9 protein-coding genes are annotated in these 12247 nt (G+C 71.9%); 5 read left to right on the top strand and 4 right to left on the bottom strand.

All coding sequences use genetic code 11. The annotated features are described in order from the left end of the window. The first annotated feature begins 410 nt into the window (after positions 1–410). Positions 411–977, top strand: coding sequence for a hypothetical protein (locus CcI49_RS07235; RefSeq protein ID WP_076825181.1), 567 nt, complete (start codon positions 411–413; stop codon positions 975–977). An 18-nt stretch (positions 978–995) separates the two neighbouring features. Here the strand turns inward: CcI49_RS07235 and CcI49_RS07230 are convergent, their stop codons facing one another. Both CcI49_RS07230 and CcI49_RS07225 read right to left on the bottom strand, forming a co-directional pair. Continuing rightward, the gene (locus tag CcI49_RS07230) at positions 996–1637 is read right to left on the bottom strand and encodes a DsbA family oxidoreductase (RefSeq protein WP_076825179.1); all 642 of its coding nucleotides are present in this window, start codon (positions 1635–1637) and stop codon (positions 996–998) included. A 110-nt stretch (positions 1638–1747) separates the two neighbouring features. Continuing rightward, positions 1748–2554 (bottom strand): SDR family oxidoreductase, encoded by an 807-nt coding sequence (locus CcI49_RS07225; RefSeq protein ID WP_076825177.1) that lies wholly within the window; start codon positions 2552–2554, stop codon positions 1748–1750. 160 nt (positions 2555–2714) lie between these two features. On the opposite strand from CcI49_RS07225, the gene CcI49_RS07220 reads away from it, so the two are divergent. Continuing rightward, entirely contained in the window at positions 2715–3620 is a 906-nt protein-coding gene (locus tag CcI49_RS07220) for an AraC family transcriptional regulator (protein ID WP_076825175.1), read from the top strand. A 21-nt stretch (positions 3621–3641) separates the two neighbouring features. Here CcI49_RS07220 and CcI49_RS07215 read toward each other — a convergent pair whose 3' ends face one another. Next, positions 3642–4277 carry a TetR/AcrR family transcriptional regulator gene (locus tag CcI49_RS07215; RefSeq protein WP_076825173.1) on the bottom strand — a complete coding sequence of 212 codons (636 nt, stop codon included), beginning with the start codon at positions 4275–4277 and terminating at the stop codon, positions 3642–3644. A gap of 31 nt (positions 4278–4308) precedes the next feature. Between CcI49_RS07215 and CcI49_RS07210 the strand changes: the two genes are divergently transcribed. From CcI49_RS07210 to CcI49_RS43110, 3 genes are read left to right on the top strand one after another with little or no spacing between them, the layout of a single operon-like run. Then, positions 4309–5169, top strand: coding sequence for an ABC transporter ATP-binding protein (locus CcI49_RS07210; RefSeq protein WP_116437354.1), 861 nt, complete (start codon positions 4309–4311; stop codon positions 5167–5169). After that, entirely contained in the window at positions 5166–6050 is an 885-nt protein-coding gene (locus CcI49_RS07205; RefSeq protein ID WP_076825171.1) for an ABC transporter permease, read from the top strand. The genes CcI49_RS07210 and CcI49_RS07205 overlap by 4 nt, the downstream gene beginning before the upstream one ends. A 43-nt stretch (positions 6051–6093) precedes the next feature. Further along, complete coding sequence (locus CcI49_RS43110) at positions 6094–6969, top strand: serine/threonine protein kinase (protein WP_235497908.1); 876 nt, start codon at positions 6094–6096, stop codon at positions 6967–6969. 26 nt (positions 6970–6995) lie between these two features. On the opposite strand, the gene CcI49_RS07195 is transcribed toward CcI49_RS43110, so the two are convergent. Then, entirely contained in the window at positions 6996–12245 is a 5250-nt protein-coding gene (locus CcI49_RS07195; RefSeq protein ID WP_083749364.1) for a DNA repair ATPase, read from the bottom strand. Between the last annotated feature and the right edge of the window lie 2 nt (positions 12246–12247).

Below are 12247 nucleotides of genomic sequence, written 5' to 3'. Positions count from 1 at the left end.
GGCTTCGCAAAGCCTCCGCCAATCGTCAACCCGACTGCGCGGCGACAACACTCCACCTGGAGTTCATCCTGGCGTCGTGTGCCAGCCACCCTGACGGCGTCTCCGTCCTGATCACCCCGTCGGCACCTCCGCCGGAGGGGCGGATCATTCGCCGAGCTGTCGGAGCGCCTCCGCGGCCGCACCCGTTCAGGCGCCTGAACAGGTGCGTGTTCAACGGTCCGCCCGGCGACGCCTGCAGGAAGCTCCGTGAGCCCGCCGCGGGCATTCTCCTTCGACTTGCTATGGCCCGCCCGGCACCCTTTGGTCGTCCCGGGACTGATGATTAAATAACTGCAGAATCCGTCGGGGGGACGGAGCCGCCGAACAACTCTCCGACCTCTCCAGTCTCCCTTCAGGTCTCGAGGGAGATCATGGCAGAAGGCTCCGGCAGCCCGGGCAGCGTTCTGATCATCGCTGCCGCGGTCGTCACCGCCATTGGAACGCTGATCGGGGGCCTGGGCGCGGCCGGAGCTTTCGGCGGGGGCCGCCGCAGCCCCGTTACTGTCTCGCCGGTCGCCAACCAGCCCACGGTCACGGCGACACCGGCGACCGATCCACCGGTCTCCCCATCGCCGACCACGCCACCGACGACCAGACCACCGAGGACGACGACAACTCCGGCCACGGAATCATCCACCCCGTCGACGCGCCAACGGGCGTCGATACGCCTTGTCTACGAGGGCGATGTCTTCGGCTGCGGCCTGCGGCTGGCCGTGCACGTCGGCGGGCAGACCGTTTTCCCGTCGGGCCCCAGCTACGTCATGGAGAACGTCCGGACGGGAGAACAGGAATACTCCGTTCAGGGCACGATCTCCTGCCCGACCGCCGGCTTCTGCCAGGCTTCCGGAACCGGCACCATCGACGTCGTCGACGGCGAGTCCTACCGGGTTGGATGGCTCAACGTCGCCGTCGGGACATGCACGGTCACACTCACGTAGTGAGCCTGCCGCGTCCGGTCAGGACCCCACCGGGGATGACGCCGCGCGCAGGGTTTCGAGGATGGTCTCGACCGGCTGGGCGCCGGAGATTCCATAGGTGCGGTCAACGGCGTAGAACGGCACACCGCTGATGCCGAGCGCGCGGGCCTGTTGGATGTCGTCGCGGACGTCGTCGGCGTACGCGTCGCTGTCGAGGACCTCACGGGTTCCGTCGGCCGGCAGGCCGGCCTCGGTCGCGAGCCGAACGAGCGTGCCCGGGTCGTCGACGGCCGCGCCGTCTGTCAGGGTGGCGCCCATCAGGCGTTCCTGCATCGCCGCGGCGAGGCCGTGGGTGGCGGCGAAGTGCAGCAGTCGGTGCGCGTCGAAGGTGCTGGCGGTGACGGCCCGGTCAAGGTGGTAGGTCAGGCCTTCCTCGGCCGCCAGCGTGCTGACCCGGTCGTTCATGGCCCTGACCTCCGGCGCGGTGACGCCGTACTTGCGGGCGAGCATCTCGGAGGTCGGGATGTTCTCCCCGCGCGGCTGCGCCGGGTCCAGCTGGAAGCTGCGCCAGACGACCTCCACGTCACCGGCGTGCTCGTACTGGCACAGCGCCTTCTCCAACCGCCGCTTGCCGATGTAGCACCACGGGCAGACGATGTCGGACCACACTTCCACCTTCACGATTCCTCACCCTACGGCGCGGTACAGCCTGATCCGGCCCGCCCCGACGGCAGTGCCGCGGCACCGGACGACATCACCAGCCGGCTGCCAGCACGATCGCGATGAGATCTTCACAGGTTGTAGCCGCCGGAGACCTCGATGTCCTGAGCCGTGATCCAGCGGCCTTCCTCGGCGAGCAGGGCGGCGATCGCCAGGCCGATGTCATCGGGCTCTCCGAGCCGCCCGAGGGCGGTTCTGGCCGCGATCGGGGGGATCACCTCGGGGTGGCGCGCGAACGCGTCGTCGGCGATACGGGTCCGGGTGGCGCCCGGCGAGACCGAGTTGACCCGGATCCCCCGCACACTGAGCTCCTTGGCGAGATAACGGGTCAGGACGACCAGGCCCCCCTTCATCGTTCCGTAGGCCGAATAGCCGGGTTCCAGTCCGGAGAGATGGGCGGAGTTGCTCGTCGTGTTGACGATGGCGCCGCCGTCAGCCAGCAACGGAAGCAGGGTCTGGGTCAGGAAATAGGGGCCCTTCAACAGCACCCGCATGAGCTCGTCGAACATCTGCTCGGCGGTGTCCTCGAACATCGCCATCTGGCCGAACCCGGCGTTGTTGACCAGGAAGTCGAAGCTCTCCCGCTGCCAGGTCTCGCGCAGAGCCACGGCGACGGAATCCCGGAAGGCCGGGAAGTCCGCCGAGCAGCCGACGTCCAGGGGCAGTGCGACGGCCGTGCCGCCGTCTTTCTCGATCATTGACACGGTCTCCCGCCCGCCGGCCTCGTTGCCGTGGAAGGTGAGGATGACCCCCGTGCCGCGCCGGGCGATCTGGATGGCGGCGCTGCGCCCGATTCCGGAGCTCGCACCGGTGACAACCGCTACCCGCGGCGCGGGCCGGGCGGTCGCAGTGGCGTTGAATCCGTGGCTGAGAGGCATGGCTGCGCGGTCTCCGTGTTTCGCGGAGCTGTCGAATGCTCCTGGGATGTCGACCAACCCATCGAAACACCGCTACCTGCGATAACGTTAAACAGATCCTCGCGACCTCTTGCACGATCCTACCGAGACGGCGACTTTCGTTCGGTGTTCTAATCGGGTCATGGACCTCGGCGAGCTGCGTTCCCTGATCGCCCGGCACGCCCGCCCGGACATGACGACCGCCATCGACGGGGTCCTCGTCTCGAGGGTCGAGCACTCGACCGAGCCGGCGTCGGCGATGTCGGGCACGATGCTCGCCCTCGTGGCGCAGGGCGCGAAGCGGATCGCGCTGGGCGACCGCGTGTACGAGTACGGCGCCGGGCAGTACCTCGTCGCCTCCGTCGACCTGCCGATCACCGGCCAGTTCGTCGAGGCAAGCCCGGATCGGCCCTCACTCGGATTCGGCCTGGTCCTGAACCCCGCCACGATCGCCGAGCTCCTGCTGCGGGCCACCCCGGCGGACGTCCCACCCGCCGGTGGCGGTGCGCCGTCGGGGATGGCCGTCAGCGACGCGCCGTCGGAGCTCGTCGACGCGGTGGTGCGGATGCTGCGCCTGCTCGACCAGCCACGCGACCGAGCCGCGCTGGCACCCCTGGTCGAGCGGGAGATCCTCTGGCGTCTGATCACTGGCGAGCAGGGCGCCGTCGTTCGCCAGCTCGGCCTCGCCGACAGCAGCCTCAACCACATCGCCCGGGCCGTCCGCTGGATCCGGGACCACTACGCGCAGTCGTTCCGGGTCGAGGATGTCGCGCGGCAGTCCGGCATGAGCGTGTCCGCCTTCTACCGGAACTTCCAGGCCGTCACCGCGATGAGCCCGATCCAGTTCCAGAAGCAGATCCGGCTGCAGGAGGCCCGGCTCCAGCTCATCACCCACCCGGGCGACGTCACCGGCGTCAGCCACCGCGTCGGCTACGACAGCCCGTCGCAGTTCAGCCGCGAGTACCGCCGCCAGTTCGGCCTGCCCCCCAGCCAGGACGCCGCCCGCCTGCGCCACCTCACGCGACGTCCCACACCCGCCCTCGTCTGAGGCTCCGCGTGCGTGCGGGCCCTAGTGAGCCGCGGTGTCGTTCCCTGGCTGGTGTTGGTCCCGGGTTCCTGGGCCGAGCAGGTGTTGCAGCTCGCCTATGGCTCGCAGAAAGCTGTCGTTCGGGGTCGTGTCGGGATCGATGAGCCGGTGGAGGCGAAAGCCGTCCTCCATCGCGAGCAGCATCGCGGCTATCTGCTCCGGATCGACGCGGGTCTCTCCGGCGATGGCGCGAACGATGTCGGCGATGAGCCTGCGGCGGGCCCGCAGCGGTTCCGCGACCTCGGGCCGGCGCTCGGCCGCTCGCGCCGCGTAGAGGAGCAGCTCTATGTGCAGAAGCGGGGAGCGGCCGAGGGGGTCCTGGGTGCCGCGGTCCATCGCCGTCAGCGCCTGCACGAAGTCGGTGGCGGTGCGGTGTGCGATGAGCAGCTCGAGGTGGCGGCGCACGGTCTGCTCGACATGGTCGGCGAGCATCGCGGAGATGAGCTCGTCCTTGTTGTCGAAGTTGGAGTAGAAGGCGCCCCGCGTGAGGCCGGCGGCGGCCGCGATGGTTTCCACGCTCGCGCCACCGATGCCGTGCGCGTCGAAGACGTCCGCGGCGGCCTCGAAGAGCTGACGACGCGTCTGGTCTCTGGTGGGTCGCACCCGCGCTCTTGACACGAGCAACACGATACAAGTTAGCATCCATTCGATGCAGAACTGTACTGAGTTGCTGTTGGACCTGTCCGAGGTGACCGTGCGTTTCGGCGCCACGACCGCGCTCCACGGGTTCGACCTTCAGGTGGCACCGGGAGAGATCGTCGGCCTCGTCGGGCACAACGGCGCGGGCAAGACCACCTTCGCCCGGGTCGTCGCCGGGCTCGTCGCGCCGGCCGGCGGCACCGTCACGGTGGCCGGCACGACCCCCCGCCGCGCCCGCCCGGCCATCGGCCACGCCCCGCAGGAGCTGGCGCTTTACCCGACGGCCACGGCCCGCGACAACCTCCTGCTCTTCGCCGGCCTCTACGGCGTCGCGCGCGGCGAGGCACGGCGTCGAATTCGGCGGCTGGCCGCCGACCTCTCCCTGGATGACGTGCTCGACCGGCGGGTTCGCGACCTCTCCGGCGGTCAGCAACGCCGCGTGCAGGCCGCGACCGCGATGATCCACCGCCCGCGGGTGCTGCTGCTCGACGAGCCGACTGTCGGCGCCGACCCGGTCACCCGGGACGCGCTGCTGGGCACGGTCCGTGCCACCGCGGCCGCCGGTGCCGCCGTCGTGTACACAACCCACTACCTCCCCGAGCTGGAGACGCTCGACGCGACTCTCGCCGTGGTCGACCGAGGCCGGGTCATCGCCCGGGGCGACCGGCGCACGCTGCTGGCGGATGTCCCCGGGCACGCGGTCGTCACCTTCGACGACCGCGAGGTGTCCATCACGGACACCGATCCGGCCGCGGCCGTCATCTCCGCGATCGTCGACGGTCCTCACGCCGGGCGCCACCTGCGCTCGATCGAGCTGCACCCGCCGACCCTCGACGATCTCTACCGACACCTGGTCGCGCCGTGCACATGATCCGGTTTCGCGCCGAGGCGCGTCATCAGGCCGCCCTGCTGGCCCGTGATCCCGGCCCGTTGCTCGGCTACACCGTCATGGCGATCCTGCTCATGATCGCCACCAGGCCGCTCTACCGGACCCTCGACGGGTCCGGCGACGAGCAGGCCGCCGCCGGCATGTCGGTCATGTTCGCGCTGTTCGCACTGAAGGTCGCCGCCGCCCACCTGCTCAACGAGCGGATCTGGCGCACCTGGGACCGACTGCGCGTCAGCCCGGCCGGGTTCGGCGAGATCCTCCTCGCCAAGGCCGCTCCCCTGTTGGCGGCGATCGTCATGCAGCAGGCCCTCCTGCTCGCGTTCGCCGCGGTCACCTTCGATCTGCGCCCTCGGGCGGGTTGGTGGGCGCTCGCCGTGTGCGCCCTCGCCTGGTCGGCCTGTGTGCTCCTGCTCGGCCTCGGCGCCGCGACGCTGGCCCACAGCGCATCCCAGCTCAGCGCCGCGGGCGACATCTTCGCCCTGCTGACCACCGTCCTCGGCGGGGCGATCGTGCCCGTCTCGATGCTGCCAGGCGCGTTGCGCTCCGTAGCCCCCGCGTCGCCCGGGTACTGGGCTCTCTCGGCTTACCACGCGGCACTCGGCGGCAGCCCGCAGCAGCTGGTCCGGCCACTCGGCATGCTCGCCCTCTTCGGTGTCGTGGGCGCCGGCATCGCGGTGACGATCGCGGCCGTGCACACCGGACGAGCGCAGCCGACGCGCCCGTCCCAGATGCTTCGCCACGACACCGACTCGCATGTCTTCGGCGCGGACCTGCCGATCACAGGCCGCAGGCCTGACGCAACCGAGGGCGCGGAACACCGAACCGGTGACCCCCCGCATCGACCGGACCGGATCCGATCCTGAAAAGCTTTCGGGCGTTATGTCCCTTCTCGCTCAGGAGCCGGCGATGCAGGAACCGACATCGGAGCCCGGTCAGGCAGATGGCGGGGACGCGGGCCCGGGATCGGGGAGATCAGGTGCCCGCCGGCGCCGTACCGCCCTGCTTGCGGCGGCGGCCGGCGCGCTGGCACTGATCGTCGCGGTTCCGGTGATCCTCTGGGTCTCGCCGGGGTCGGACGATTCGGGGCCGAGCGGTTCGCGGTCGGCGGGAGGAAATCTCCTCGACGCGGCCGGGGCGGACTCGGCGGACGCCGCGGCGCGCAAGGGAGGGCATTCGGAGCGGGGCGCGGCGGCTTCCGCGACGGCGCAGGCCGAAGCGGCGGGCAGCTCCGCGGCATCGGCCGGCACGGCCACCCCGCAGGCCGGCGGCGAACCGTCGGCGCAGGCACCCGGCTCGAGTCCCGGTGGCACGGGATCCGTGCCGGGTAGCTCGGCGTCGGGCGCGTCCGCCGGCGCACCCGCGCAGACGGTTCCCGCCGCGCCCGCGGGCACGCAGGCGCGCGCGACCACGGCCGCGCCCGCTCCGGCGCCCACATCCGCACCCGCAGCCGCGGCGAAGCCGAATCCGTATACCGCGACACAGGTGTGCGGGTCGGGCTACTCGCAGATCGACCGGCATTCCCTGGGCTCGGCGACGATCTATCTGCTGTACAACGGCAGCCAGAACTGTGTGGTGACGCTGAAGTCGGGGTCCGGCGTGGGGGTTGCGCAGGCGATGGGTGCCTGGGTGCAGGTGGAGGGCAGTTCGACGCGGCAGTCCGACACGGGCAGTTTTCAGTACTACGCGGGGCCCGTGTACGTGACCGCGCCGGGGAAGTGCGTGAAGTGGGGTGGCAGCTACGCCGGCTCGACCTGGACCAGCGGCTGGGAGCACTGCGGCTGACCGCTCCCGGCCGCTGCTTCCTGGTGCTACTCCCCGCTGCGCCGGTAGCGGGCCTTCACCTCGGCCCACCGGGCGGCCTGTTCCGGGGTCAGCGCGCCGCGCAGCTCGGCGAACCGGAGCAGGTTCGCCTCCGTGCCGGAGGTGAGGGTCTGCGCCTCGGCGAGGTAGTGGTCGGCGATCAGGGCGTCCAGCTCCTCGTCGTTCATCACCGGGACGATCCGCTCCGCCAGCCGGTTCATGTTCCGGTAGGAGCCCTGCAGCAGGAAGGGCGGCTCGTTGCGGTCCGCGTCGTGCTGCCCGGCTGAGGCGATGTAGGCCCGGTTGACGGCGAGCACGACCTGCTGGACGCGCACCAGCTTCCGCAGCACGGCCAGGATCTGGTCCAGCTCGGCCGGCGGATACGGATGGCTGAGCCGATCCGGCCGCGCCGCCGAGTCGCCCTGGGCCATCTGGATCAGAAGTTCCAGGTCGGCGCGCTCACGGCCGGCCAGCGGGGCCAGCACCGGGTTCGACGTGACCGCGTTCTCCAGATAGCTGCGCGCGAACAGATCGTCCCGGCCGGAAAGGACGTCACCGAGGTTCCACACGTCGGCGCGGTTGGCGAGCATGTCCGGCACCCGGAACCGTCCACCGGACTCGGTGTACGGGTTGCCCGCCATGCACACGGCGAAGCGCTTGCCGCGCAGGTCGTAGGTGCGGCTCGCGCCGTCCCAGACACCGTCCATCCGACGCTGGGTGTCACACAGCGGGACGAACTTCTCCAGCAGCTCGGGCGCGGTGTGCTGGATGTCGTCCAGGTAGAGCAGCACGTTGCTGCCCAGCTCAAGCGCGAAGGAGACCTTCTCGATCTCGCGGCGGGCGGCCGCGTCGGGTGCGGCGGCGGGGTCGAGCGAGGTGACAGCGCCGCCGAGCGAAGGTCCGTCGACCTTCACGAACACCAGGCCGAGGCGGCTCGCCACATATTCCATCAGCATGGTCTTGCCGTATCCGGGTGGGGAGACGAGMAGCAGCAGGCCCATCCGGTCCGGATTCGTGCCGTCGCCCGCGGTCCCGAGCTGGCGGGCCAGGTTCGCACCGACGAGCGGCAGGTAGACCTCGTCAACGAGCCGGTTACGGACGAAGCCGCCCGGCGGCGTCGCCTGGTACTCCTCCAGCCGCAGCCGCCGGCGTTCCTGGGAGATCAGCTCATCCCGCTGCCGCCGGTAGGCGCGGTAGGCGGGGACCCGCTCGGTGTGGAACCGGCGGGTGCGCGCCAGTGTCTCGTCGAGGCGTAGCTCAAGGCGCCCGCCGTCGATGCGCGGGTGGCTGCCGAGCAGGCCGTCGACGCTGGCTTCCAGGTTGGCCGACGAGTCGTGCCGGGGCAGCCGCGAGCCGCAGACCAGCACGGCTACCGCCTCCGGCAGGTCGGCCCCGCTGCCCACGGCACCCACGGCTTCCCCGACGCTCACCGCTTCCCCGGCGCTCACCGCTTCCCCGGGGCCTGCGGCTTTCTCGGGGCCCGCGGCATCGACCGTGCGGGACGCGTGGAACGCACCCAGCCAGGCCGTCGCGAGCTGGTGCCCGGCAGCCAGATCGTCGTCGAAGGCGAGCAGATCGTGCTCGAAGCCGTCGCCGGCCCCCCGCTCCCCGAGCGCTCGTCGGAAGCCGGCGAGCAGCTCGCGGGCGGCGGCGCCGGTGACGAATTCGGTGGGCTCGCCGGCGAGCTCCTCGAACAGGTACTCCCCGACGAGGTCGACTCCACCGGTCCGCTCGACGAGGGCGGTCAGGCTGGCGATGCTGCCTGGGCTCGGTCCCGTGAGGAACCGTGTCACGGCGGTGGCGAGCTCGGCGCACAGGTCACCGATCTGCTCCGGGCCCCCCTGGTGAGGGCTGGTCGAGCCCGGCTGGTGGGCGGGGCCGAAAACGGCCCGGGCCCGGGCCAGCGACCCGGCCCGGCGGCCCCAGGCCACCCGGCCGGCGACATCTGTGCCGTAGGCCCAGAACAGCTGGGCGGCGGCCCGCGCCGCCGGCGGGTAGCGCAGCAGCCCCGCCTGCGCGTAGGACCGGGCCAGCGCGGCGAGGATCCTGGCGGCGTCCCGGTCGTGGACGCCGCGCTCGTACCCTTCGTCGTACCGGCTTCCGGCCGCCCGGCGCACCAGGTCAAGCAGGTCCTCGCCGGTGTCCGCCGCCTTGACCAGCGCGGCGACGGAAAGCCCGGCGGCACCGGCCACCGCGTCGGCGAGGATCCGCGTGGCCAGGTACTCGGCCCGGTACACCCGCGGCGACTCCGACGGCAGCGGCTCGTCCCAGAACGGCCTGGTCCCCTCGAAGGACACGTCGCGGACCGGGCGGCGGTAGTCCGTCCCGGTGATCACGAACGCCAGCTGGTCCCCGTCGGGGACGAGAGCGATGTCGAGCGGCTGGGTGTTGATCGCGAACAGGTGGCGCCCGAGGCGGATGACGTCGTCGCCCGCGTAGAGGTCGACCCGGTCGCGCAGGGCACGGCGGGCGTCCAGGCGCGCCGCCTCGATCCGGCCGGCGATCTCGTCCGCGCGGATCGGCTCCCCGAGTGAACGCAGCTCGGCGATGATGCCGTGCAGCGTGGTCACCATCGGGTCGGTCGAGAAGTAGGTGTTGATCTCGTCGAGGGTGCGCAGGTCGGTGCAGCGGCGACGGACGCTGGCCAGGATCCGCCCGGCCGAGTCGGCTCGCCGGCCGGCCCGCCGGGTCCGTGCCTGCACCAGCTCCTGGCGGCGGGCGGAGAACGTGTCGTAGAGGTCGGCGCGGCGGGCCGCGACCTGCTCGCCGGCGTCGTCGGATTCACCGAAGCGCGCTTCCAGTCGCTCCAGCGAGACGAGCAGCCGTCCCAGCTGCTCGTCGCAGCGCTCGGGTGTGTCGGCCACCGCCAGCGCCGCGTTGACGGCCTGGCCGATCAGCGTGAGCTCGGCCGCGAACACGGCCCGGCTCTCGGTGTCGAACAGCTGCCCGCGGCGGGCGTCCAGGATGGCCCGCACCCGGTTGGCCTCGGCGAAGACCTCCCCGATCCGGTCCAGGATGTGGGTACGCACGGTGGTGTCGACGATGTCGAGACCGGTGACGATCTCGACGACGGCCTCCAGGCCGCCTGCCTGCTCGGCGAGCCGGTCGGCGATCGGAGTCGCCGCAGCGGCGCTGGTGATGGTCGCCGCCTGCCCGGCCAGCCGGTCGGTCTCGGCGTGGTAGTCGGCGAAGGCCTCATCGCCGTGCAGGAACTCCACCGCGCGCCGGCCGGCGGCCGTGATCTCGCCGTCCAGCTCGGCCGCGTGGACGTCGATCCGCGCCAGGTCGATGTAGCGGACGTCGCGCAGGGCCACCAGGCGGCCCTGCGCCCGGCGCAGGTCGGCGAGTGCCGCCACCGCCGCGCCCGCGTTCTGCGGGGCCTTGTCGCGGACCTGCCGGAGCAGGGTGTCGATCTCGGCGGCGGTGTCGGCCAGCGTCGCCCGGGCCGCCTCGGTGAGAGCCTCGACCGTCGCGAACTCCGCGAGCACCTGCCCGGCGGTGGTCCGGACCTGCGCCAGTGGCCCGCCCAGATCGCCGAGGTCCGCGTCGGCCAGCCAGTGGTAGCGGTCGAACGCCCGCCCGCAGGCGCTGATCAGCGCGTCGAGCCCGGCCCGCGACGGGGTCGTCTGGGCCACCAGGCGTGCCACCGAGACGCAGTCCGAGATCCCCTGCACCAGGTCCGCGTTACCGATCCGCTCCAGCGGCCCGCTGCCGGTCACGGTCACGGACCTGACCGCGTGCCCATACGGCGTCTGCCAGATCTGCACGGCGTGCGCCCGGGTGGGCCGCGTGGACGGAGTCCGCAGCAGCACCAGCGTGCCGTCGCCGAACAGGGCGTACCCGTGGCAGGTGAGCGGGGTCGCGACGTCCTGACGGATCACGTTGTAGGGCAGCAGGAGGAACCGGCCCGCGGCCCGGGCGTGGAAGACGTAGAGCACGTCCTCGCCGCCGGGGGCGTGGATGACCCGGTCGAACTCCAGGTCGGAGGTGTCGGTGTCGAAGGACCGGACGGCACCGGTGGTCAGGTGGTAGCCGTCGGGAAAGATGATCCCCTGCTCCGCGGGCAGCCGCCGGCACCCCTGCCCGATCCCGTCGACGCGCACGATCCGCGCGCTGCGGGTGTTGAACACCAGGTACCGCCACCTGGTCTCCTTGTACGGCCGGATCCGCAGCACGACGAGCGGCCCGACCCGGGCGTGCCAGATCTCGGCGTCGGCCAGGCTCTGCAGCGGCTCGTCCACGGGCTCGCGGTAGATGCCGCCCGGGTTCTCGGTGTCGTTCTCGGTCTTGACGGTGAGGGCCCCGCCGACCGTCGAGACGAAGACGGCCCCCTGGACGGACACGTGCGGGAAGCGCCCGAGGACGTGGTCGTCACGGCTGACCGCGGTCCAGTCGAGGTCGTCCACCGGCGGGAGCACGTGGTCGCGCTCACCGAGGTTGTCCAGGTAGTCGACGGCGCCGTCGGTTCCGGTCCGCCACCGCAGCACCCGGATGTCGTCCGGCCGGCGGCCGGTCTGGAAGACGGCGAGCATTCTGTCGTCGAGGCGGCGCAGCCGCAAGAGCCGGGTGTCGCGGTAGTACCGGACCAGTTCGCGGAGGTCACGGTGCAGCGTCGGGTCGCGCAGCACGCCGGGCGGGACGTCCCCGCCCCGCGCGGCGCCCCCGCCGGGGCTCTCGTCCCCGCCCAGGGCGTCGTCCGCACCCAGGCTCTCGTCCCCGCCGAGGGCGTCTTCGGCGTCCGGCCTCTCTTCGGTGTCCGGGCCCGCTTTGACGTCCGGGCCCGCTTTGACGCCTAGGTCCTGGCTCCCGGCCACGCCCTCGTTGACGCCGTCCAGCCGGAACCGGGTGGCGCCGCTCTCCGTGGGGGTGCCGCTCTCCGTGGCGGCGCCGCCGACGGCCCGGACCAGGCGGTGCAGGGAGAAGTAGTCGGTGACCGCCCCCGCCCCCGCCGCCGCCTCGCCGTCGGCCGCGGAGGCGGCGGGCAGCGCGGTGGGCACGTTGCAGCCGAGCAGCAGGTGCTCGCCGAGCGCCACGACGTCCTGCGCCACACCGGGACGTCGCGTGCTGACCTGCTCGGCACCGAGCAGGCGGAGCCCGGTGCCGCCGAACACCGCCAGCCGGCGGGTGTTGAGGGCGTCGGCCCGGCGGGTCAGCTCCGCCGCCTGCTCGGCCAACCGGGCCCGCAGCACCTCGTAGGTGTCATGATCGGGAGCGCCCTGGTCGGCGGAGAGGGGTGTGTCGGTCGGGTCCGGGTCCACGC

Origin of the sequence: Frankia sp. CcI49 (assembly GCF_001983215.1) — a bacterium.
In the GTDB taxonomy this organism is placed as follows: Bacteria; Actinomycetota; Actinomycetes; order Frankiales; family Frankiaceae; genus Parafrankia; species Parafrankia irregularis.
This window is presented reverse-complemented; position numbering and strand designations above follow the sequence as displayed.